This is a genomic window from Perlabentimonas gracilis, from assembly GCF_011174675.1.
In the GTDB taxonomy this organism is placed as follows: domain Bacteria; phylum Bacteroidota; class Bacteroidia; order Bacteroidales; family Tenuifilaceae; genus Perlabentimonas; species Perlabentimonas gracilis.
This window is the reverse complement of record NZ_JAANIG010000024.1, coordinates 45,916-69,927: the sequence shown is the minus strand read 5'-3', so window position 1 is coordinate 69,927 and position 24,012 is coordinate 45,916. Positions and strand designations below refer to the sequence as shown.

Sequence of the window (24,012 nt, the reverse complement as noted above, 5' to 3'; positions counted from 1 at the left end):
AATCAGATCTGAATCACAAACTTTTCAAAGAACTATTTTGCCCCTAAAGACCAATAAAGTCAGGCGTTTTAGAGGATTTCCTTAACTAAACGACATTGAATCATAAATGCTTACAAATTTAGTTTTTCTAAATCAGCTTGTCCCGATTCATCGGGAGGGTTAAACCCAGCTAAGCCATTAGTTCGCAGAGTTCCTAATGACCAATCTGGGTTAAAAATTGATTTTCTCCTCATGCTTTAAATAGTGAATATATACAAATAACTGCAACTTGACAACAGTTAAGGTTCACTCATCCCCTATTCTAGTAGCTTAGTAAACATCCGTTCAAATAAATTGACAATGTGATTGGTTTATCACTAAATTGCATTAACAAAATTAACGTCTCCCCTAAAAAACAGGATATGAACAAACTACTACTCGCAATGCTGCTTTTGGTAAGCAGCATTATTGCCCGGGGGCAAGATAATATTACAATCGCTCTGGAGAGACCCTCTAAGCTAACTGGTAGTGCTGGGAAAATTTTTGTCAGCTTCGAGGGCCAAGAGGTAAGCCTTAGGAACGGATCCAGCACTTCGATTAACCTACCCCTACCCCATCCAAGAGTTATTGAGATTAAAGTTAAAGGCCAACTGTATAAGGCATCCTATTCTCTACATGCCATACCGGGTGAAGTCTACTCCTTCGAGGTTGGATACGGATTTAAAGGCGTTTACATCAACTTAATTTCGGGCAATGAAGATTTAATTGCCACATCGAAGATTGCGGATGATGCTAATTACGACTGGAAATCGAATCTAAAAAGGGGGCAAGACGGATCCTTAAAGTTTGATGCAGAGAAGATCCACTCATCAGAAGAAATAAGGCAGGAGTGGCTAAGGAAGGGAGGCACCATTGGATACGTATCACTTGGGGCAGTGGCATCGTACTTCAGTATGGATTTAGAGGGATTAGACCCAATGAATGGTTATGGTGGTGGCTTATCGTATCACTATAGCTGGCTAAATTTAAAGATCCCCGAGTACAAACCTGGCCTATCAACCTGGAGAAGTTTTGTTGGTGGGTTGGGATTTGATGCACTTATATATAGCACCAAGATGACCATTGAGGAAGACCTCTTCAGCATGAAAATTAATAACTTCAACCTCACCTACATAATTACAGCAAATATTGGGCTAACACTAGGACTAGGAAAGTTTAGAGCTGAAGACCATTGGGTTGGAGTTGCCATAATTGCCAAGTACAGGCCCAGTTTAAACCTATTCATGGGAACCTCAACGATTGAGACCATCTCGTCGACCCCCTATTTGCCCAGCTCTACTACAACTACAAATATCGACCCCACGTCAAGCTTTAATCTTGGTGGGGTTGGTTTCGATATTGAGTTCTCAAACTACTATGCCACAATGAGTAAACTAGCTCCCAAGCCAATGCTAAAAGTATCGGCCTTTGTAATTCCCCCGGTGGGCGATTACCCGTTATTTATATCTATTGGGCTAGGGCTATCGATATACAAAAGGTAGTATGCTGTTTTACTCTAAATAGGTATAACCGTACAAACCCGACCTGTAGTTTGACAAGAACTCCTTGCCCTCCTCAGTGCTAATGGTTCCGGCTTTTACCGCTCCAGTAACCCAAGTCTCTACGGTACGAACCATTTTTTTTGAGTTGTACTGTACATAATCGAGTACCTCGGCTACGGTTTCTCCATCAATCACCTGATCGATTGTGTAGCCCTTGTCGGTTGCCGAAACATGCACTGCATTGGTATCGCCAAAGAGGTTATGCAAATCACCTAAAATCTCTTGGTATGCCCCAACCAGAAAAACCCCAATGTAGTATGATTCTCGAGCTTTTGGCGTATGCAGTGGCAGGTAGTAGGAGTAGTTTCGTGTGGCAATGAAGTTATCAATTTGCCCATCGGAATCGCAGGTGATATCCTGAATGGTTGCCGACCTGTCGGGCTTCTCATCATGCCTTTGCAGCGGTATAACAGGGAAAATTTGATCGATAGCCCATGCATCGGGTAGCGATTGGAACAGGGAGAAGTTACAGAAATACTTGTCGGACAGAAGTTTGGGCAGCTGTTTAAGTTCCTCAGGCACATGCTTCATAACCGATGTAATGCCGTATATGTCGCGAGCTATGGACCAGAATAGTTTTTCTATTTGGGCACGGGTTTTCAAATCTAAAATTCCCAAGCTAAACCTGTCTAGAGCCTCCTCTCGAATCTGTTGCGCATCATGCCATGTTTCGAGCATACGGGGTTGGTTTAAGGTATCCCATAAGTTGTATAACTCTTGAACCAGCTCATGAGCCTCCTCACCCACCTCCTCGTTCTCGTCCCACGTAGGAAGGGTTGTGGTTTCAAGCACCTCAAAAACTAACACGGAGTGATGAGCCGTAAGCGACCTTCCAGACTCGGTAATTATATTTGGATGGGGAAGGTCGTTCTTATCGGCAGCATCAACAATGGCCGAAACGGCATCGTTTACATACTCCTGAATGCTATAGTTTACGCTGCTTCCGCTATTGGCCGATCGGGTACCATCGTAGTCGACACCAAGCCCTCCGCCTATATCAACAAACTCAACCTGAAATCCCATTTTGTTTAGCTCAACATAGAACTGCGAGGCTTCACGAAGGGCAATCTTAATCCTGCGGATTTTTGTAACCTGGCTACCTACATGGAAATGGACAAGCTTAAGGCAATCCTCCATCTTATTCTTTTCAAGAAAATCTAGCGCATCCAGAAGCTCACTCGAAGTTAGGCCAAATTTGCTCACATCGCCACCCGAATCTTCCCACTTGCCGCTGCCAGAGCTAGCTAACTTAATTCGGATGCCAATATTAGGTTTAACCCTAAGCCTTTTGGCAATTTTAGTGATAAGCTTTAGCTCGTTTAGTTTCTCAACCACAAGATAGATGCGACGCCCCATTTTTTGGGCTAGTAGGGCTAGCTCTATGTAGTCCTCGTCCTTATAACCATTGCAAACAATTAGCGAATCATTATCGGTGTTAATGGCAATAACCGCATGCAGCTCGGGCTTTGACCCGGCCTCAAGGCCAATGTTAAACTTTTTGCCATGGCTAACTATCTCTTCCACCACGGGGCGCATCTGGTTAACCTTTATGGGGTATATCACAAAGTTTTGGCCAGTGTAGTTGTACTCTTCGGCAGCCACCTTAAAACAGCTCGACATCTTTTCAATCCGGCTGTCCAAAATATCGGGGAATCGAATAAGCATTGGTGTAGCAACATCGCGTAGCTGCAACTCGTCAACCAATTCCTTCATATCAATCTCTACGCCGTCCTTGCGTGGTGTAACCACCACATTGCCCTTATCGTTTAGTGAAAAATAGTTTATGCCCCAACCCTTAATGTTGTAGAGTTCTGCTGAATCCTCAATTCGCCATTTTCTCATGGAAGGATAGTTTTTGAATGTTGATTAATAACTGAGGTGAATATCCACCCAAGAATCTTGGGGCAAAGATAGCAATAATATACATTGCGACTAGTTGATTTAAATCGCTAAAAGAAATTAGATAACACTGTGTTTAAACATATCTCCAACTTAAAATACGGTGAGCGATTCGAACTACTCCATAAGTTCTAGTAGCCGAAGCAATAACCGACCATATAAAGCAACACTTTATTTATGTATGCAAAGAAACAAAAAGCATAAACGATTGGGCACTGCTATTATTGAATAAAGAAAATAATTGTACTTATCAAAACCTTATCAAACAGTTGTTTTGGGGATTATTGGATATCATATTAATCTTTTTCAACAAACATTAATTATGCGAAAATTAGTATCTTGCGCGGCAATAAATCAAATTCAACAAACCAAAACAAAGAATTCAATGAAAGGTCAATTTTCAAAACTATGGTTGCTGACCATTGCAATCATACTAGTTTTAAGCACCAACACCTTCTCACAACCATCTGAGCGAGGAGAGAAAACTGTAAAATACGTGAATGGCTTTAAGGTTGTTAAGGGCGAAAGACCCCCAATTAACCTTGACGAAGTACCAGAAAGTGCATACGAACAAGGGAGAATGCTAATTAAGTTCAGCCCAAATATGAACAAGTTTTTGGAATCACCAATTACCAAAGCGAATGAACTTGAATACATCCAAACGGGAAATGAACGCTTCGATAAGCTAAATAAGAAATATAAGATTGCTCAGTACAAACAAACAATTATCGACCTTTATAGCGTTGATGATAACAGCAAAGGGTACAAAGCACGCCATGAAGCATGGGGATTTGATTTGTGGTACGAATTGACAATGGAGAAAACTAGTGATATCAAAAATGCTGTTGCAGATTTTGCGGCTCTAGAAGAGGTTGAGATTGCTGAACCAGTTTACAAGATCCGTTTATTCGAACCTGTTGAAGTTAAGTATGATCATAGCAAGTCGGACGACTCAAGCAAATCATTCCCAAACGACAACAACTATAATGTTCAGTGGGGTCTGAATAATACAGGACAAGCCATTGCGGGTTCTAATGGAGTTGCAGGGGTTGATATTGCAGCAGAAAAGGCATGGGAAATAGAGAAAGGTAATCCAAATGTTATTGTTTCTATTCATGATGGAGGGATACAGTACAACCACCCTGATCTTGCGGCAAATATGTGGTCAAACATTGGTCCTGAAGGATCTGCAACAAGCCCCGACAACCATGGCACACACGTTGGAGGTACGGTTGCCGCAGTCACCAATAATAGTATTGGCGTTGCTGGTGTTGCTGGTGGTGATGGAACTGGCAATGGTGTTAAGCTTATGTCGATTGATATCTTTAAAGAGGGAACAATTTCAACTGCTCAGGGCTACATATATGCCGCAAATAATGGAGCCACCATTTCGCAGAACAGCTGGGGCTATACCTATTCAGGCGTATACAGCCAAGCTGTGCTCTCTGGAATTGATTACTTCAACACCAACGGTGGCGGTGGTGCCATGTCGGGTGGTGGTATCGTAATTTTTGCTGCTGGAAACGACAACGACTCTGGCCAGTGGTGGCCCGGTTACTATAGTGGGACTATGGCTGTAGCATCTCACACGAATAGAGGAACAAGATCTAGCTTTTCAAACTATGGCGATTGGGTAGATATCTCTGCACCTGGCTCACAAATTAGGAGTACAGTTATTGGCAGTAGTTACGGCTATATGTCGGGCACTTCAATGGCTTGCCCACATGTTTCTGGGGTTGCTGCCTTGGTCGTTTCAAAATACTACGGCAGCATTACTCGAACTCAACTTTGGAACGCATTAGTTGAAGGCGTTGAAGATATTTATCTGTACAATTCATCCTCCCGAGGATTATTAGGCTCAGGCAGGACAAGTGCTGACAAAGCACTATACGAAGCGTCAAGACGCTATTTCCCTAAGATTGATACCGATACAACCAAAGCAACTTCTGCTTTTGAAGCAACAAGCAAAGGTGTAATTATAAGAGATGGAGGGTTCTATATAACATCCAAAGGTGTAGTGTGGAGCAAATCGGATAACCCAACACTCCAGAATCGCGAAGGTTTAACCAACGAGGGAGGTGGAGCAGGTAGTTTTACTTCAACAATTACTGGTTTACAACCAAACACTGTTTACTATGTACGGGCTTACGCAACAAACTCCCAGGGCACTTCATATGGCAAGGTGTCTAGCTTTCAAACATTTAGCGAAATTACGGTTAAGGTTGTTGACGAAAGTAGGAATCCTATAGTGAATGCAACGGTACAGGTTGATAACTCAACTCAAAAAACAAACGTAAATGGAGTTTCAAACCTTTATAAACCCAAAGGAATCTATGGGTATAGTATCAGCGCCGATGGTTACGAAACTACCGGAGGGAGATTTACCGTTGGATCGGAGGAGAATACATTAAACATTATTTTAATCTCCGAAAACTCAACTGGGCCAAGCATTGATGGAGAGTCATATGTATGTATAAACTCCGAAGTTATTTATCACATATCAGATATTCCTGCTCCTGGAACTTGGGAAGTGGGAGGAGGAAATGTTGTAAGTATCCCCAACGACTATAGCGTAATTGCAAACTGGTCGTTTACAATTGAAGATAGAGTCCTTCGATACAGAGTTATTACCGACGACAACTATAACATCACATACCAAAAATCAGTAATTGTTGATGAAGAAAAGGTTCTTCCAACTACCGATAAACCTAGAATACACAAAAAAGGGGATATCCCTATTCTAATCTGTACAAACCCAGACCTAGAATACAAATGGTATAAGAATGGTACTCTGGTTGAAGGTGAAACCCAGCAGCACTTTGCTCCTCGCAACCAGCCAGGCAGCTATCAGGTGCAAACCACCGACCATAGGCAATGCCCCAATACATCAAGTGCAATGCAGGTTACCGCTGTAATGGAAACGGGCACAATTGCCACATACCCCAACCCAAGCAAAGGAGAATTCACCATCGATTTTGCCAGTAAGAGGATGGGCTCTGGATCAATTACCGTATCAAACTCACACGGGAAAGTAGTTTTTCAGGAAACCTTCAGCAAATCCGAACAGCAGCTTAGCCGAAGGCTAAACCTTACGGGCTTACCAAAAGGTATTTACATCGTTAGAGTATATGTTGATAACGATATTCCTGTGATCTCAAAAATTTCCATAAACTAACATAACCCACTAAATATAATGAAACGCACAATAATACTTTTCACGCTACTAGCAGCCTCTACCCTAATCCTAATTAATCAGAGCTTTGCATCTGGATGGGAAAGGAGTTTGAATCAAGAACCAGCAGTAAACCCCAATACGGAAATTTTCCAGCGTCTATACATTGGACTCAACGGCGGGCTTAACCTTGCTATGTTTGGAAACGAAAATGCAACCAAGCCAGAATGGCAAGCTGGGAATGTTTTTAATATCATCCCATCGGTTGACGTTACATACCTAGTAACAAAAAACATTGGGGCAGGCATTGGCCTTAGGTTGGGTAGCTACACCTCTAATTACAAAATAACAAACCTTTCAACACAGCTCGAAAGAGAGTTTATTGATATTGACGAGGACACCTACTTCCCTGTATACGAAAATGCAAATCTTGTAGAAAACACAAAGTACACATCTTTGGATATTCCTCTTTTTGTTAGATATCAAAACACCATAAACTCTGGCAACCTATCTTACTTTGCCAACCTAGGGATAGTTATGTCTAACTTTATGTCCACTGATTTCAACCTTTCTGGCACTATGACCCGCAAGGGCTACTACCCCGATTTCAATGCTGTGCTTAATGACTACCCCGAGTACAAATTTGATAATCTTGAGTATAGCGAAGCCAACTCCATAGAACTAGGTGCACCCAAAATGATGGTGTCGGGCTACCTATCTGCCGGAGCAATGTACAGCGTAACCAGCGATATCATTGTTAAGGTGGGCATTTCTGGAACTTACGGATTCACCAAGGTAGAGCCTGTTGTTGAGGATAGCTTTAGCGATTTCCACAGCAGCCTCATCCTGGGCAGTTCGTCAATTACCTCAGTAGGCCTAGAGATAGGTGTAGTATACAAGCTTTTCAATAAGTAATATCAACAACATCAAAGAACCCCACCAATTCGTGTTGGTGGGGTTTTCTTTTACACTGTGGTTTGAACGAAAGCAAGCCAATTACTCAAAATGTTAGGCTAAATTGCTACATTTGCAATCCAATGCTTACGCTATGATTAGAGTTGAGAAGATAAAAAAATCGTTTGGCCACCTTACAGTTCTTAAGGAGGTTGATGTTGAGATACCCGCCGAAAAGGTAGTAGCCATTGTTGGCCCTAGCGGGGCGGGCAAAACCACGCTACTCCAAATAATGGGAACCCTTGGCAAACCCGACTCGGGCGATGTGTTCATCGACAACACCAACCTATCGAAGCTGAACGACAAGGCCATGGCTGCTTTTCGTAATCAGAACATCGGCTTTGTTTTTCAGTTCCATCATTTACTACCAGAGTTTACAGCCTTGGAGAATGTTTGTATCCCGGGGTTCATTGCCAAAGACCCAAAGGAAAAGGTGGAAACACGGGCAAAGGAATTACTTACGTTTCTTGGCCTAGCCGACAGGATGGAGCACAAACCCTCGGAGCTATCGGGGGGAGAGCAGCAACGCGTGGCGGTAGCACGTGCCCTAATTAACAACCCAAAGGTTATCCTTGCCGACGAACCCTCGGGAAACCTCGACTCCAAAAACAAGGAGGAGCTACACAACCTATTCTTTAAGCTCCGCGATGAGTTTAAGCAAACCTTTGTGGTGGTAACCCACGATAAGGAATTAGCGGCCATGGCCGATATCCAGCTCACTATGAACGATGGACGCTTTGTGTAGTGGGCGGTATTAGCACCAACGATATAAAACAGTTTCTGGATGAGAAGTACCTGCAGTACGCTTCTCCACAGTTTATAGAGACCGACCCAATACAGATTCCTAAAGCATATAGTCGTAAGGAAGATATTGAGATTGCAGGATTCTTAGCAGCCACCATCTCATGGGGTCAGCGGCCACAAATTATAAAATCGGCTAAGAAACTAATGGAGCAGATGGGCGAATCGCCCTACGAATTTATAATCGACTCCACCAACAACGATATTAAAGCCCTGTCGTCGTTCTACTACCGTACGTTTAATGGAACCGACTGCACCGCATTCTTAAAATCCTTGAAAAAAATTTATTGTAATGATAAAAGCATCGAGAGCCTATTCACCAATGGATACATCGCAACCCGAACAATTAAGGGGGCAATAAACCATTTCCGATGCAGCTTTATAGACGACTCCTTCCCCAAGCGTTCGACCAAACACCTATCCAACCCTATGGCAGGTTCGGCGGCCAAGCGTATCAATATGTTTTTACGCTGGATGGTGCGCCCACCCAAGGAGAATGTTGACTTTGGCCTGTGGGCGTCGATCCCACCCTCGGCCCTCATGCTACCGCTTGATGTGCATTCGGGACGTGTAGCCCGCAGGCTAGGTATACTTAATCGAAAGCAGAGCGATTGGAAAGCAGTGGAGGAGGTTACAGCAAAACTTCGTACATTCGACCCCAGCGATCCTATTAAATACGATTTTGCTCTATTTGGACTAGGGGTTTTCGAAAAATTTTAGCCAGCATGCCCAACCAGTACTTTAGGTTTAAACAGTTTGCTATTCGTCAAGAGAAATCGGCCATGAAGGTAGGCACCGATGGGGTAATGCTGGGTGCTTGGGCAACCATTGGTAACGCCAAAACCATCCTCGATGTAGGTACAGGAACAGGGCTAATCGCCCTTATGCTGGCACAACGCAGCAGCGCAACCATTGATGCCGTGGAGATAGATAACCCATCGGCACAGCAAGCCATCGAGAATGTGAATAGCTCTCGCTGGCAAAACAGGGTAGCTGTTCACTGTAAGCCCTTTCAGCAGTTTGCCAAGGAGGCAAGCTTGCAATACGATCTTATCGTTTCAAACCCACCCTACTTCATCAAATCATTAAAATCCGAAGAGGCTGCCCGAACAGTTGCCAGACATAACGAGCTTCTCCCCCACGCCGAGTTACTCGAAGGTATCAACAAATTACTTAATAAGAATGGCCGATTTGCAGGTATTTTCCCGTACGTTGAGGGCAATGTATTTGTGGCTCTAGCCTCAACCTACAACCTATTCTGCTCCAAGCGGGTTAGCGTTTATGGAAAGATAAATGGCCCAGTGAAACGACTTATGCTTGAGTTTAGCCGAGAAAAACTGCCACTGGACGAAACCTCAATTGCCGTTAGAGGAGTGGACGGTGAGTACACACCCGAATATGTAAGCCTTACCAAAGATTTTTATCTGGCTTTCTAAAAGAAAAACGCCAAGCAAACTGCTCGGCGTTTCTTTATATTCTATAATCTTTTGCTAGATTGTTCTCCCGGGGTACTGCTTAAGCGCAGCCTCAAGGGTTTCCATAGCATTCTTCAGATCTTCAATTTTTAGCACGTAGGCAATGCGCACCTCATCCTTACCCAACCCGGGGGTTGCATAAAAACCTGAGGCAGGAGCCAACATTACCGTTTGATTATTGTACTCAAAGCTCTCGAGCAACCACTGAGCAAACTTATCGGCATCATCAACGGGTAGTTTCACCACAGTATAAAATGCACCCTTAGGCATTGGGCATACTACGCCTTCCATCTTGTTAAGCGCCTCAACCATAAAGTCTCTGCGCTTAATGTACTCGTCGTACACCTCAGTGAAGTACTCCTTGGGCGTGCTAAGTGCTGCCTCGGCAGCAATTTGTCCGTACGATGGTGGGCAAAGCCTTGCCTGAGCAAACTTCATAGCGGCTGCCATAACCTCGCAGTTGCGGGAGATAAGCGCACCAACCCTTACACCACACATACTGTAACGCTTCGATACGGAGTCCATAAGCACCACGTTATTCTCCAAACCTTTTAGATTCATGGTGGAGAAATGTGTTTGGCCATCGTAGCAGAACTCGCGGTACACCTCGTCGGCAAATAGGTACATATCGTACTTTTTAACCAGCTCGGCAAGCTGCTCAAGCTCCTCCTTCGAGTAAAGGTAACCGGTGGGGTTATTAGGATTACAAATAACTACCCCTCTAGTTTTCGGGGTTATAAGCTTCTCCATCTCGGCCATTGGGGGTAGTGCAAAGCCATCCTCAATCGATGAGGTTACAGGCACAACCTTTACACCTGCCGATGTGGCAAAGCCATTGTAGTTTGCATAGAATGGCTCGGGTATTATCACCTCGTCGCCGGGGTTTAGGCAGCTCATAAAACCAATGGTAATAGCTTCCGATCCACCAGCGGTTATGATGATTTGGTTATGATCAATATCAATACCCACGCTACGGTAGTACTCGGCCAAACCTCGACGATAGCTCTCGTTACCGGCCGAATGGCTATACTCAACCACTTTTAGCGCATTGTCCTTAATGGCCTTGAGGGCCACCTCAGGGGTTGCAATATCGGGCTGACCAATGTTTAAGTGATATACTTTTCTTCCCTTTTGCTTAGCACCTTCGGCGTATGGAACCAGCTTACGAATGGGCGAAGCGGGCATTGCCTTACCTTTTTCTGAAATTTGTGGCATGACGATTTTTTTAATATGATTAATACATTCACTTTGATTTTCAACAATATATTAACACAATCCCTAATGAATAGAAAGAACCTAGGGATGTGCAACAGGGTCAAAGTTAATGGAAAAATTCAGGATTATAAATGAGAAAAATCGCTTCTGATTGCTTTGATGCTATTAAACATCTTTCTGATTAAAAACCATTTATCGTTTGGCAACAGCCTCTTGTATCTCTCTAAAGAATGTGCTCTCAAGCCTTCGGCGAGCATCACGGAACGCATCCTCACCCGCCTGTTTGTAATCGAAATGTCTGCCAATGAAGCCTTCAAGCGATCGTTGGTAAATCTTAACGCCCTTATCGTTCTCTACAGAGAGCTGCCCTGCTATGGCCACATTCTTAAACTGACCACTATCATCGCGGGGACTAGCAACAGCAGTAATGCGAACCGTAAAATCTACATCAGAGCCGTCGGTTATAACAACATACCCTGCCTCTACAGCTTTTTGCTTGAAGCTAGCTTCGAGTATCCCAGGCTTCTGTGGCTCACCCAGCATGATCTCGTTGGATATGATGGCGAATTTTGGCTTCTGTATGTTGATACGAGTTGCCCCCTGCGATAGCACAAAGCGATTGACCAGCCTGCGGATCAATGGATCGGCACCAGCCTCGGCAAGCATTTCGTCCATATCAATAGTAACGCTGAAAACCTCGCTGGTTTTACTCGACCTAACCACATCAACCTCAAATTGAGCCTGTCCCTGTACACTCGACCTTTGCTTATTGTTGCGTATGGGTTTCTCGCTATACTGTGCCACCAAAGGGATATCCGATACCGCTCCGAACGAAGGAAAGCTTGTTTCGAATAGCAGCTGATCGGTTGTTAGCGCCTGTCCCGTTTTAATGGAAACCTCACGGTTTATTGGCACAACCTGTAGCTGGCTAATGGTTGTCGAAAGCTCCTTAAATATCTCGTTTCCTAGGAATATTTGCTGACCATTTAGCTCAACCGGTAGCGGCTCGCTAAAGTATGATTTGATGGGCTCAAGCGCCTTCACGAGCTGTACTATGGCCATTCGGATATTTCCCTGGTCGCGCTGACCCAGTCCACTGGTAAAGTAGTCGAACGAGCGCGATACAGCATCATTCTTCCTTTGCTCCTTTAGCTCCTGGTAACGCACCTTGGAAAGGCGGTAGTACACCCAGTAGTTCTCAAGGTCTTCCCAAGAATCAACCAGCTCGTACCCCTCGAGATCTTGCTGTGTTTGTGCCCTTATGGTTGATGTAAAGTCTTCGCGAAAACCTAAGTTCGACTCAAAGGCATGAAGAACCGAATTGCTCGATATTGTGGTTGATATCTCCCCCGCCATATCGGCCAATGCATTCTGGCGGGCAGCCTGTTGGTACTGACTAACATCCATCGACTTGCGAACTGCCCCTATTCCATAGTAATACGTGGGAGACGAGGGTCTCATCTTAACCCACTCGGGCTGTGGTGCCAACTGAGCTTGCTGTGCTTTTTTACCTCCGCTACACCCTATCAGTACAAATAGTAAAGTTGATACAAGAAGTAATCTTATCTTCATATGCTATTATTGTTCGGGATTGTAACTACTAATCTTTTGGGTTACCCTTCTCTCAATCTCGGCAAGGGCACTATTTCGTAAATCTTCAGCAGACATAATGGTTTGCTTGCCTCCAAAAAGTTGCTGTAGATTTCGAACCGCCATGGTATTATCATCAATACGATCTTTAGGTGAATCCTTGTCACTAAACTCCCAATGCCCTGGCACAAGCTTCTTATGATCGCCTTTAAAGGAGGCGTAGTTTATATCATCGCTTTGGTTAATGTTTAGAACATCCGAAAGGAGAACGGCCCCTGTTTCGGTTGAGCTAAGCTGGTACTGAACCGAAACGGAGGCAGAATTTGACTTTTGCGTTACAGTGTACGATACCTTATGGTATTTGGTCTCTCTCCGTTCCTCATTTGTATTCTTGTCTTTATACGTTACTACCTCCTTTAGATACCCCCTTTTGGTTTCGGTTTGCAAGCGTCCCTCAACCATATCGAAACGTATAACGGAACCGTTTAGAATAGCTCTTGCGGCTAGAATTTGCCCCACCCTAATATCTGAACCTAATGTGGTTCCCTTAACCTGTTGGTTGAGGAATTGTTCGGTGTTTTTAATATCAACCAGCTTTATGAATGGATCGTTGATACTGCTTATGGCTTTGCTAAGGGAACTCTCAACCATAAGGTGCGCCGACCTAAAGCGAGTTTTGTTATCTATCTCACCAATGGCAATGGTAAGCTGCCCCTTAGCCAGAGCCTCATCCATTAAATCCTTTGAGTCCTTATAAAGCCCTGCTTTGGATATGATATTGTTAAAATTGGCGTAAGCCTTGCGATACAATCCTGCATCCATAAACTCTTTACCCTGCCTGTACAGAGGCTCGCTTTGCGATACCTTCATAAACTCATCTACACCCTCGTAGGCTGGGTCAATGCGTTTAATCTCAGCAAACTTGGCCTCGGATTCCCTAAATTTTTCCTCATCGAGGAGCAGTCGGGCCTCATAAAACAACGATTCGAGGTAACGTGGCTTGGCCTCCTCGTAGTACGAACGAGTACCTTCCGAAAGCATTAACGATACTCCCGTAGCATTTACCTTTTTGAGATACGCTTGAGCATCCAAGTAGCTATAAACGGTCTCACGATCGTTATTGTTGAAGTAGGCCTTATGCACTTGTAGCGATTTCTCATCGAGTAATCGTTGCCCGTTTTTCTTTAGACCAACCACTGCGTCAACATTTTTTGCATTGGCCACAACGGCTTGGTAGTAGAGATCGGCAGCCATTTCATACATTCCAGCCTGTTCAAACTTTAATCCACGCTTGGCTAGTCGTTTTGAGGCACAACCCGAGAAAATTATAGCTAAAATTAGAAGCGAAAGGGGTAAAAATCTTTTCATATAATACTTATTTGGGTAGATAACAGGCGCAATTTAGTAATAATTAGGCTTATTCGTTTTCATATGACCATAAAACCTATACAATTCTTGCATATAATAAGTTAATGGCTTAGCAAATGCATTATTATCAACAACAATACCAAAAACCAAACAGATTTCTTAGATTTGTGAAATTCTATATTTATTTAGTATCAAAAATACTCTAATTATGAAAAAGTTATTTCTTATCACCCTAACAGCGATTGTGCTAGCATCATGTTCCACTGTCACAAAGGATGCAATGGAAACCAGCCCAATTGATAAAAAAACCATTGATTTGGTTATTGATAAGCTGATGGAAAAGCACGGTTCCGATTTCGAGTTTCGTGTTACCCGTGGCGTAAACCAAACCGCTTCGTTGTGGCGCGAGTCTGATGGCACAGCTGCCGATTTTGAAAATTTCTGTATGCAACGCTTTATTGCCGATGCCAAGGAGTTGGATTTGGTGTTCGACAGATTGGCTAACAACTTTGAGTACCTTTACGGTTACCTCGGGCGTATTAGCTTTGAGTTTAACCGTCAAATCCACGAGGATCGCGGCCCAATTCACCCCATCGACCAAATATTTGGGGCGTATAGCCCTGGTGCTCACGTTCAGCAAGACTTTTACGCCAACAAGCTGGCCTTTATCATCACGCTAAACTTCCCCAATTACTCGCTTAAGGAGAAGAATACGCTGGGTAAGGACTGGACCAATCGCCAGTGGGGTTACGCTCGCCTTGGCGATATGTACACCGCACGGATTCCTGCCAAAATACTTCAGGAGAACAGCAAGGTTTACAGCGAGGGTAGGCTATACATATCAGAATACAACATCTTTGCCGATCAGCTCCGTAACAACGATGGCCAAAAGCTATTCCCCGATGGCATGAAGCTACTTTCGCACTGGAATATCCGCGACGAGATTAAATCGAACTACGACTACGACAATGGCTTGGAGAAGCAGGAGATGCTTTACAACGTTATGCTTCGCATTATAGGTCAGGATATTCCTAAGCAGGTGATTAACAACCCTGCCTACCAGTGGAACCCGCTAACCAACCAGCTGATGCAGGATGGGAAAGAGGTTGCCGCAGAGCCCGAGGGAACCATTAGGTACGAACATTTGTTGGGCAATTTCAATGCAATGCAGAAGCTTGACCCCTACTACCCTACCCTCGATACCTATATCAAGCGCCGATTCGAGAGCAGCATGGAAATTCCCTTAGAGGAGGTGGAAAGCTTATTCCGAGAATACGCCGCATCGCCACTTATCCGCGAAGCGGGTAAACTCATCAGCCAGCGCTTGGGTCGCAAGCTGCGCCCATTCGACCTTTGGTACAATGGATTTGTAGGCAGGGCTGGAATTTCGGAAGATCAGTTGGACAAAATCACCAAAAGCAAGTACCCCACTGCCGAGGCCATGAACAAGGATCTGCCAAGGATACTCAAGGCTTTGGGTTACGATAGCAAAACCGCTGAGTTTATTGCCTCGAAGGTTGAGGTTGATGCGGCCCGTGGCTCGGGACACGCCATGCGAGCCTCGATGCGCGATATGACCTCGCACCTGCGTACCCGCGTTGCCGCCGATGGAATGGACTACAAAGGGTATAATATTGCTGTGCATGAGTTTGGACATAACGTGGAGCAAACCATTAGCCTGCATATGGTGGATAACCACTTTATTAACGGCATACCCAACACCGCCTTTACCGAGGCGCTGGCCTTTATGTTCCAGAAACGCGACCTTGAGCTGCTTGGCATCAAGCAGAGCGACCCCATGATGGAGCATTTGGATGTTCTCGACATTTTCTGGGATAACTACGAGATGATGGGCGTTTCGCTGGTTGACATGAAGGTTTGGGAATGGCTTTATGCAAATCCGAACGCCAATGCTGAAGAACTTAAAGCGGCAGTTATAAGCATAGCCAAGGATATTTGGAACGAATACTACGCCGATGTGTTTGGCGAGAAGGATGTGCCACTGCTTGCAATCTACTCGCATATGATACAATCGCCCTTGTACCTAATGAACTACCCCTACGGCAGGCTAATCATGTACCAGCTGGAGGATTACATTGCCGATAAGAATTTTGCCGAAGAAACTCTCAGAATATTCTCCATTGGCAGCATCACCCCACAGCACTGGATGCAGAAGGCCGTGGGAAGCCAAATCAGCAATGAGCCAATTTTTAATGCGGTTGAAAAGGCATTGAAGGTTGTTAAGTAGCTTAACGCCAAAATAAAACAACGAAAGGGTGGAGCTAAGCTCCACCCTATTTATTTATAACTGTTACGTCATTACTTCTTAATTCCAGTCAGTCGCTCCTCAATAACCCTAATTTTCTCCTCGGCATCGGCCTGCTTTTTGCGCTCAACCTCAACCACCTGGGCGGGTGCGCCATTAACAAATTTCTCGTTGCTTAGCTTCTTCATCACGCTGGTCAGGAATCCTCTGGTGTAGTTCAACTCCTCGGTAAGTTTGGCAATCTCCTCCTCCTCATTTACAAATCCCTCAAGAGGAACAAAAAACTCCGACGATTTAACCAGGAAGCTTGCACTGCCATCAACCTTATCGTCTGTGTACTCCAACTTATCTAGTCCAGCCAGCTTAACGATTACACTCTCAATCTCGGGGTTAAGCTTTTGGGTAGATTTAACAAATAGCGAAAGGGTCTCCTTGTTGGGGATATTCTTCTCCTGCCTAATATTACGGATACCAGCCACAATCTCCTTCATCTCATCGAAACGGGCAAGCAGCTCGGCATCGAACTCGTTGGCCTCTGGTTGCGGAGCAACCATAATGCTATCGCCGGCTTTGCGCTCATCGAGCAGCTGCCATAGCTCCTCGGTAATAAAAGGCATAAATGGATGAAGCAACCTAAGCATCTTATCGAAAATGGCCATCACCTCCGATTGCGTTTTGGCATCGATTGGTTTTTGGTAAGCTGGTTTAACAATCTCGAGGAACCACGATGAGAACTCGTCCCAGAAAAGCTTGTACACCTCCATCAGCGCCTCCGATAGGCGATACTTGTCGAAATGATCGTTGAGCGTTGTCACCTCACGGCTTATCAAACTGTTAAGCCACTCCACCGCAACTGCAGAATGCTTGGGTTGCGCTATATTTGCATCAACCTCCCACCCTTTTACCAAGCGGAAGGCATTCCATATCTTATTGCAGAAGTTACGCCCCTGCTCGGGTAAGTTCTCGTCAAACAGCAAGTCGTTACCGGCGGCAGAGCACAATAACATTCCCATACGCATACCATCGGCACCGTACTTCTTCACCAAATCGAGTGGGTCGGGGCTATTACCCAACGATTTGCTCATCTTTCTCCGTTGCCCATCGCGCACTATACCATGCAGGTAAATAGAACTAAACGGTTTCTGTCCACGGTACTCGTAGCCAGCAATTATCATACGAGCCACCCAAAAGAAAAGAATTTCGGGAGCCGTAACAAGAATATTTGTTGGATAGTAGTACTTGATATCCTCATTATCGGGGTATCGAATACCATCGAACACCGATATGGGCCAGAGCCACGAGCTGAACCATGTGTCGAGCACATCCTCGTCCTGACGTAAATCGGCAACGGTAAGGTTTTGATTGCCCGATCTTTCCTTGGCAAGGGCCAAGGCCTGTTCCTCTGTTTCGGCCACCACGTAACCACCCTCGGGTAGGTACCAAGCGGGTATGCGATGTCCCCACCATAGCTGACGCGACAGGCACCAATCCTTCACGTTCTCCATCCAATGGCGATAGGTATTCACAAACTTATGAGGATATATTTGTATCTCACCACTCTCAACAGCATCAAGTGCTGGTTTGGCCAGCTCCTTCATATCGAGAAACCACTGCATACTAAGCTTGGGCTCAATTACCGCATCGGTACGCTCGCTGTAGCCAACCTTGTTCATGTAGTCCTCAATCTTATCCACATTGCCAGCCTTCTCCAAATCGATAACAATCTGCTTACGAACGGCAAACCGATCCATTCCAACGTAAAGCTGAGCGGCAGGACTTAGTGTTCCATCGTCGTTGAAAATATCAACTGACTCCAAGTTGTGCTTATCGCCCAGCATATAGTCGTTGATATCGTGGGCAGGCGTTACTTTAAGGGCACCTGTTCCGAACTCCATATCAACATAATCGTCGAAAATTACCGGAACGCTACGCTTGATTAGAGGCACAAAAAGACGTTTACCCTTAAGATTTGCATATCGAGGGTCGTTGGGGTTTACGCACACGGCGGTATCGCCCAGAATGGTCTCGGGGCGGGTTGTGGCAATGGTTACATAGCCATCCTCGCCATCGATAAAATATTTTAGGTAGTAGAGCTTGCTCTGAACTTCTTTGTAAATAACCTCCTCGTCGGACACGGCGGTTTTGGCCTGGGGATCCCAGTTTACCATCCGCACACCGCGGTAGATTTTGCCCTTGTTGTGCAAATCAACAAAAACCTTTATTACGCTCTCCGAAAGGCTCTCGTCCATAGTAAATGCTGTACGCTCCCAGTCGCATGCAGCGCCCATCTTTTTGAGCTGCTCAAGGATTATCCCGCCATGCTTCTCCTTCCACTCCCATGCGTGCTCAAGGAACTGATCACGCGAAAGGGTGTTTTTATCAATACCCTCGGCCTTTAGCTTGGCAACCACCTTTGCCTCGGTGGCAATGGATGCATGGTCGGTACCGGGGACCCAGCAGGTATTTTTACCCTGCATTTTGGCACGACGGACAAGCACATCCTGAATGGTATTGTTGAGCATATGGCCCATATGCAGCACACCTGTTACATTGGGTGGTGGAATAACAATACTAAACGGCTCTCGTTCGTCGGGCTCCGAATGGAACAACTTGTTGTCCAACCAGTACTTGTACCACTTATCCTCGACCTCGGCAGGATTATACTTTGCGGGAATATCCATAGAATTTATTTGTTTATGTATGACAAAAGCAAGACCGCAAAATTAAGAAAATCTGCATATTTGCAGCTTTGTTTGCGTAAGCTTTTGCTTGTTTTTTAGCTAAATACAATGGATGAGCAGGAATGGTTAATGTGTTTTATGAACCAACCTATCTTTAGGGGCGAAACCAAACCAACTTTGCATCCGATGAATAAAGAAAGATATAGCACGTTTTGTGGTTAGATGGCAAGGTTAGTAAATACCTCTTATAACAGAGTCCGCCATATAATTCATATCAATACAGAACTCTAGCTCACTCCCGAACCGCTATCGACAGCCTCGTTGGGCTGAACAAAACGTAGGCTGCCATCGGAATTTTTGGCCATCAGTATCATTCCATGCGATACAATTCCGCGAATTTTGCGTGGTTCTAAATTTACCAAAACACAAACCTGGCGCCCAACAACCTCCTCGGGCTTAAAGTACTCGGCAATTCCCGAAACGATGGTTCGCTTGTCTATCCCTGTATCAATCTCGAGTTTTAGTAGCTTTTGGGTTTTTGGAACCACCTCGGCAGCAAGCACGGTGGAGATTCGAATATCCATACGCATAAAATCGTCATAGGTAATCGTATCTTTCTGTGGTTCTACTACTTTGATTACTTTGGCCTCGTTAGCAGCCTTGGTTGCCTGCAGCTTAGCCAGTTGTTTCTCCACCACCTCATCTTCAATCTTCTCAAATAGTAGCTCTGCTTTACCTATTTGGTGCCCAACAGGCAATAGATCAGCTTTGCCACCATTTTCCCAACCCAACGATTCTACATTGAGCATTTGGCTCAACTTATCGGATGTAAATGGTAAAAATGGCTCGGCCAGAATGGCAATGTTAGCACATATTTGTAGCGATATATTGAGAATAGTAGCCACCCGCTCGGGCTCGGATTTAAAAAGTTTCCAAGGTTCAGTATCGGCCAAATACTTATTTCCTAACCTTGCCACGTTCATAGCCTCACGCAGCGCATCGCGGAAACGGAATACCTCCAAGTTCTTCTCGATACCAGCTTTAAGCTTGGGCAACTCCACAAGGGTCTCCTTATCGTAATCGGTTAGCTCCCCTAAAGCTGGGATTTTGCCATCGAAATACTTATGCGTAAGCACAAGGGCACGGTTCACAAAGTTACCCAGAATAGCCACCAACTCGCTGTTGTTGCGAGTCTGAAAATCTTTCCAAGTAAAGTCATTGTCCTTGGTCTCGGGCATATTGGCGGTTAGCGTGTAGCGAAGCACATCCTGTTTGTCAGGAAACTCTTCGAGGTACTCGTGTAGCCAAACGGCCCAGTTGCGCGAGGTTGATATTTTATCGCCCTCGAGATTTAAAAACTCATTGGCAGGTACATTTTCGGGTAAAATGTAGCTACCCTCAGCCTTAAGCATCGATGGAAAAACGATGCAGTGAAATACGATATTGTCCTTACCTATAAAATGAATCATACGGGTTTCGGGATCTTTCCAGTACTTCTCCCAATCGGGGGTAAGCTCTTTTGTTGCCGAAATGTAACCAATGGGCGCATCGAACCAAACGTACAGCACCTTGCCCTCAGCTCCCTCAACGGGAACGGGCACACCCCAATCGAGGTCGCGGCTCACGGCGCGGGGTTGGAGACCATGGTCGAGCCAGCTCTTACACTGTCCGTATACGTTTACCTTCCACTCCTTATGATCCTCAAGAATCCATTTCTCAAGGAAACCTTGGTACTTATCGAGCGGTAGGAACCAGTGTTTGGTTGGTTTAAGAGCAGGTACTGCGCCGCTAAGCGTCGATTTTGGGTTTATCAGATCTGTTGCATTAAGGCTGGTTCCGCACTTTTCGCACTGATCGCCATAGGCGCTATCGTTTGAGCAATGCGGACACGTTCCGGTAATATACCTGTCGGCCAAAAACTGGTTAACCTCAGAGTCGTAATACTGCTCAGTGGTCTTCTCTATAAACTCTCCCTTATCATATAAATGCTTGAAAAATTCAGCAGAATGTTCGTGGTGCACTTTAGACGATGTGCGGGAATAAATATCGAAGGCAATACCAAAATCCTCGAACGATTTTTTAATAATACTATGGTACTTATCCACAATGTCCTGTGGTGACACCCCCTCTTGCCTAGCCTTTATGGTAATGGGGACACCATGCTCATCGGAGCCACAAACCGAAACTACATCCATACCCTTCATTCGCAAGTAGCGTGTGTAGATGTCGGACGGAATATACACACCAGCTAGGTGACCGATGTGAATGGGGCCGTTTGCATAGGGCAAGGCCGATGTAATTAAGTAACGTTTGTAGCCGTTCATAACTGAAATATTAGGTTTGCTCAAAAAAATAAGCCCATTCATAGGCTTCTTGCCAAAATCAACTAACTTAGTAATAGGAAAGATGGCAGAAAATTTAAAAGCAAAGGTAGTAACATTTTAGCAAAACGACAATGGAACTAATATCTCCTCCCATACTAAAAAAAGGTGATGCCGTGGGCATAGTAGCACCAGCCCGAAGGGTAACCCGAGAGGAGATAGAGCCCGCGATAAGAACCTTTGAGAGGTGGGGGCTTAAGGTAAAACTTGGGGCTCATCTATTTGGAGCGTACAACCAGTTCTCGGGTACGGATGTTGAGCGTGCAGCCGATTTTCAGAGTATGATTAATGATGATGAGGTTAAGGCCATTATATGCGCTCGGGGGGGGTATGGCACAGTGCGATTGCTCGATCATATTAACCTGCGAGATTTGCAACGCGACCCCAAATGGGTAGTTGGATATAGCGATATCACCGTGCTACACAGCATCCTAAACTCTTGGTTCAAGATGGAAACCATCCATGGCCTTATGCCCATAAATTTTCCACAACACGGAACGGACAACAACTCAACTAAAAGCCTGCACAAAGTGCTTTTTGGCGAGAGCCCCATCTACAATGTTGCTCCTCATAAGTTTAACAGACCCGGTTTGGCATTTGGAGAACTCTGTGGCGGTAATCTATCCATACTATACAGTATTGCTGGCACCGATGCCGACATTAACACCTCCAATAAGGTACTGTTCATTGAGGATTTGGACGAGTACCTTTACCACATTGATAGAATGATGATGAACCTAAAGCGCAGCGGAAAGCTTAGCCAGCTTGCAGGATTGGTTGTTGGTGGAATGACCAAGATGAACGATAACACCATTCCCTACGGATTGGAGGCAATAGAGATTATCCGCGATGCCGTTGCCGAATACGACTACCCTGTATGCTATGGGTTCCCTGCTGGGCACCTCGACGAGAACCTTGCCCTTATACTAGGCCGAAATGTGGAAATAAAAGTTGCCAACGATGGGGTTCAACTCTCATTCTCAGCCCCAGCCTGTGAACTATAAGCATCTCGCTATATCTCCCAATCGAAACCGTCTTTTCTATCCCTCACCGTTACACCAAGCTCTGTTAGCTGATCCCTTATCTGATCCGATTTGGCATAGTCCTTATTAGCTTTAGCCTGCATCCGCATTTCGAGGAGTAACTCTATTAGTTTTCCCGTAAGCTCAGCGTGTTTCGATCCTGCCGTTTGCTCATCGGTAAGGCCAAGTATATCAAACATCAAGCTGTTGAAAAGAGAAGTCAACTCATCAAGATCGGGCTGTGTAATCTGCTCCTTACCTTCGGCAAGGGAGTTGATAATCCGGACCCAGTCGAACAGCGTGGCAATGGCTATGGGGCTATTCAAATCATCGCAAAGTGCAGCAAATGCTTTGTCCCTTAACTCATCTACATTTACTGATGAACTTTTTGAGGGTTTCACCTTTGATAACATTCGGGAAGCAGCCATTAAGCGACCCAACCCCTTCTCAGCAGCCTGAAGGGCTTCGTTAGAAAAATCGAGCGTAGATCGATAGTGTGCTTGAAGTATAAAGAAACGTATGGTCATTGGGCTATAGGCCTGATCGAGCAGCTTATGCTTACCAGTAAAGAGCTCCTCAAGGGTTATGAAGTTACCCAACGATTTGCCCATTTTTTGCCCGTTGATAGTGATCATATTATTGTGCATCCAGTAGCGAACGGCCTCCTTGCCATTGGCGGCAACGCTCTGGGCAATCTCGCACTCGTGATGCGGAAAGAGCAAGTCCATGCCCCCGCCATGTATATCGAAAGGTTCGCCTAAATACTTGGTGCTCATAGCAGAGCACTCTAGATGCCAGCCGGGGAATCCCACACTCCAGGGCGAAGGCCAGCGCATGATGTGCTCGGGAGCGGCTTTTTTCCAAAGAGCAAAATCGATACCATTTCGCTTCTCATCCTGTCCGTCGAGTACACGATTGCTCGACATCATATCCTCAATTACGCGTCCCGAAAGTTTGCCGTAACTATGCTTGTTGTGATATGTTTCAACATCAAAATAAATGGATCCGTTGCTCTCGTAGGCGAATCCATTGTCAAGAATCCTCTTCACAAGCTCTATCTGCTCAATGATATGACCACTTGCACGTGGCTCTATACTTGGAGGCAAAACATTGAGCATATTCATAGCATCATGATACCTAATGGTATAATGCTGCACTATCTCCATTGGCTCCAGCTGGTCGAGACGAGCTTTCTTGGCAATTTTATCCTCACCCTCATCGGCATCATTCTCCAGATGGCCCACGTCGGTAATGTTACGAACGTAGCGAACCTTGTAATCTAAGTGCTTTAAAAGCCTGAATAGCAAGTCGAATGTAATGGCGGGGCGAGCATGCCCAAGGTGCGGATCGCCATAAACGGTTGGCCCACAAACATAGAGGCCTACATTTGGGGGCGTAATAGCCTTAAACTCTTCCTTTCTTCGGGTTAACGTGTTATAAATGGATAGTTTCATCCTACTGGAAATCTTTTATGTATATAAAATGATTTTGATAATCAACTGATTGAGGCCTCAAAGATAAGAAATATTAACAAATAAATCCGTATCTTTGTGGGATTGAAATTTTTGCCCTCAAGCAAAATAATGATATCAATCATCGTAATAACAG

At 45.0% G+C, this 24,012-nt stretch carries 15 protein-coding genes; 8 read left to right on the top strand and 7 right to left on the bottom strand.

From position 1 onward, the window contains the following. Nucleotides 1-401 precede the first annotated feature (401 nt). Nucleotides 402-1,520 carry a hypothetical protein gene (locus G8O23_RS11165; RefSeq protein WP_166364799.1) on the top strand — a complete coding sequence of 373 codons (1,119 nt, stop codon included), beginning with the start codon at nucleotides 402-404 and terminating at the stop codon, nucleotides 1,518-1,520. A gap of 9 nt (nucleotides 1,521-1,529) precedes the next feature. On the opposite strand, the gene speA is transcribed toward G8O23_RS11165, so the two are convergent. Next, a complete protein-coding gene (gene speA / locus G8O23_RS11160) occupies nucleotides 1,530-3,422 on the bottom strand; it encodes a biosynthetic arginine decarboxylase (RefSeq protein WP_166364797.1) in 1,893 nt (630 codons plus the stop codon). A 442-nt stretch (nucleotides 3,423-3,864) separates the two neighbouring features. Between speA and G8O23_RS11155 the strand changes: the two genes are divergently transcribed. The 5 genes from G8O23_RS11155 (at nucleotide 3,865) to G8O23_RS11135 (ending at nucleotide 9,842) form a co-directional block, all read left to right on the top strand. Next, nucleotides 3,865-6,654, top strand: coding sequence for a S8 family serine peptidase (locus G8O23_RS11155; protein WP_166364795.1), 2,790 nt, complete (start codon nucleotides 3,865-3,867; stop codon nucleotides 6,652-6,654). Between the two features lie 18 nt (nucleotides 6,655-6,672). Beyond that, entirely contained in the window at nucleotides 6,673-7,566 is an 894-nt protein-coding gene (locus tag G8O23_RS11150) for a porin family protein (RefSeq protein ID WP_166364793.1), read from the top strand. 133 nt (nucleotides 7,567-7,699) lie between these two features. Next, nucleotides 7,700-8,350 carry an ABC transporter ATP-binding protein gene (locus G8O23_RS11145; protein WP_166364791.1) on the top strand — a complete coding sequence of 217 codons (651 nt, stop codon included), beginning with the start codon at nucleotides 7,700-7,702 and terminating at the stop codon, nucleotides 8,348-8,350. Beyond that, nucleotides 8,350-9,126: a TIGR02757 family protein gene (locus G8O23_RS11140; protein ID WP_317169006.1), complete on the top strand. Its 777-nt coding sequence runs from the start codon at nucleotides 8,350-8,352 to the stop codon at nucleotides 9,124-9,126. Before G8O23_RS11145 ends, G8O23_RS11140 begins: the two co-directional genes overlap by 1 nt. A gap of 5 nt (nucleotides 9,127-9,131) precedes the next feature. Then, nucleotides 9,132-9,842, top strand: coding sequence for a tRNA1(Val) (adenine(37)-N6)-methyltransferase (locus G8O23_RS11135; protein ID WP_166364789.1), 711 nt, complete (start codon nucleotides 9,132-9,134; stop codon nucleotides 9,840-9,842). Nucleotides 9,843-9,896: 54 nt separating this feature from the next. Here G8O23_RS11135 and G8O23_RS11130 read toward each other — a convergent pair whose 3' ends face one another. The 3 genes from G8O23_RS11130 to G8O23_RS11120 all read right to left on the bottom strand — a co-directional run bounded on the left by G8O23_RS11130 (nucleotide 9,897) and on the right by G8O23_RS11120 (nucleotide 14,054). Beyond that, on the bottom strand, nucleotides 9,897-11,096 hold the full coding sequence (locus tag G8O23_RS11130) for a pyridoxal phosphate-dependent aminotransferase (RefSeq protein WP_166364787.1): 1,200 nt from the start codon (nucleotides 11,094-11,096) through the stop codon (nucleotides 9,897-9,899). Between the two features lie 192 nt (nucleotides 11,097-11,288). After that, on the bottom strand, nucleotides 11,289-12,668 hold the full coding sequence (locus tag G8O23_RS11125) for an LPP20 family lipoprotein (RefSeq protein ID WP_166364785.1): 1,380 nt from the start codon (nucleotides 12,666-12,668) through the stop codon (nucleotides 11,289-11,291). Nucleotides 12,669-12,674: 6 nt separating this feature from the next. Further along, the gene (locus G8O23_RS11120; RefSeq protein ID WP_166364783.1) at nucleotides 12,675-14,054 is read right to left on the bottom strand and encodes a tetratricopeptide repeat protein; all 1,380 of its coding nucleotides are present in this window, start codon (nucleotides 14,052-14,054) and stop codon (nucleotides 12,675-12,677) included. Nucleotides 14,055-14,262: 208 nt separating this feature from the next. On the opposite strand from G8O23_RS11120, the gene G8O23_RS11115 reads away from it, so the two are divergent. Further along, entirely contained in the window at nucleotides 14,263-16,302 is a 2,040-nt protein-coding gene (locus G8O23_RS11115) for a hypothetical protein (RefSeq protein ID WP_166364781.1), read from the top strand. Between the two features lie 71 nt (nucleotides 16,303-16,373). Here G8O23_RS11115 and G8O23_RS11110 read toward each other — a convergent pair whose 3' ends face one another. Both G8O23_RS11110 and metG read right to left on the bottom strand, forming a co-directional pair. Next, entirely contained in the window at nucleotides 16,374-19,001 is a 2,628-nt protein-coding gene (locus tag G8O23_RS11110) for a valine--tRNA ligase (protein ID WP_166364779.1), read from the bottom strand. Between the two features lie 287 nt (nucleotides 19,002-19,288). After that, nucleotides 19,289-21,325, bottom strand: coding sequence for a methionine--tRNA ligase (gene metG / locus G8O23_RS11105; RefSeq protein ID WP_166364777.1), 2,037 nt, complete (start codon nucleotides 21,323-21,325; stop codon nucleotides 19,289-19,291). 131 nt (nucleotides 21,326-21,456) lie between these two features. On the opposite strand from metG, the gene G8O23_RS11100 reads away from it, so the two are divergent. After that, nucleotides 21,457-22,386: a S66 peptidase family protein gene (locus G8O23_RS11100; protein WP_166364775.1), complete on the top strand. Its 930-nt coding sequence runs from the start codon at nucleotides 21,457-21,459 to the stop codon at nucleotides 22,384-22,386. 8 nt (nucleotides 22,387-22,394) lie between these two features. On the opposite strand, the gene cysS is transcribed toward G8O23_RS11100, so the two are convergent. Then, the gene (cysS, locus tag G8O23_RS11095; protein WP_166364773.1) at nucleotides 22,395-23,858 is read right to left on the bottom strand and encodes a cysteine--tRNA ligase; all 1,464 of its coding nucleotides are present in this window, start codon (nucleotides 23,856-23,858) and stop codon (nucleotides 22,395-22,397) included. Nucleotides 23,859-24,012 lie beyond the last annotated feature (154 nt).

Bases quoted from the DNA above. Each gene is read 5' to 3' on its own strand.
- G8O23_RS11165 (WP_166364799.1), top strand. From the start codon at position 402: ATGAACAAACTACTACTCGCAATGCTGCTTTTGGTAAGCAGCATTATT.
- speA (WP_166364797.1), bottom strand. From the start codon at position 3,422: ATGAGAAAATGGCGAATTGAGGATTCAGCAGAACTCTACAACATTAAG.
- G8O23_RS11155 (WP_166364795.1), top strand. From the start codon at position 3,865: ATGAAAGGTCAATTTTCAAAACTATGGTTGCTGACCATTGCAATCATA.
- G8O23_RS11150 (WP_166364793.1), top strand. From the start codon at position 6,673: ATGAAACGCACAATAATACTTTTCACGCTACTAGCAGCCTCTACCCTA.
- G8O23_RS11145 (WP_166364791.1), top strand. From the start codon at position 7,700: ATGATTAGAGTTGAGAAGATAAAAAAATCGTTTGGCCACCTTACAGTT.
- G8O23_RS11135 (WP_166364789.1), top strand. From the start codon at position 9,132: ATGCCCAACCAGTACTTTAGGTTTAAACAGTTTGCTATTCGTCAAGAG.
- G8O23_RS11130 (WP_166364787.1), bottom strand. From the start codon at position 11,096: ATGCCACAAATTTCAGAAAAAGGTAAGGCAATGCCCGCTTCGCCCATT.
- G8O23_RS11125 (WP_166364785.1), bottom strand. From the start codon at position 12,668: ATGAAGATAAGATTACTTCTTGTATCAACTTTACTATTTGTACTGATA.
- G8O23_RS11120 (WP_166364783.1), bottom strand. From the start codon at position 14,054: ATGAAAAGATTTTTACCCCTTTCGCTTCTAATTTTAGCTATAATTTTC.
- G8O23_RS11115 (WP_166364781.1), top strand. From the start codon at position 14,263: ATGAAAAAGTTATTTCTTATCACCCTAACAGCGATTGTGCTAGCATCA.
- G8O23_RS11110 (WP_166364779.1), bottom strand. From the start codon at position 19,001: ATGGATATTCCCGCAAAGTATAATCCTGCCGAGGTCGAGGATAAGTGG.
- metG (WP_166364777.1), bottom strand. From the start codon at position 21,325: ATGAACGGCTACAAACGTTACTTAATTACATCGGCCTTGCCCTATGCA.
- G8O23_RS11100 (WP_166364775.1), top strand. From the start codon at position 21,457: ATGGAACTAATATCTCCTCCCATACTAAAAAAAGGTGATGCCGTGGGC.
- cysS (WP_166364773.1), bottom strand. From the start codon at position 23,858: ATGAAACTATCCATTTATAACACGTTAACCCGAAGAAAGGAAGAGTTT.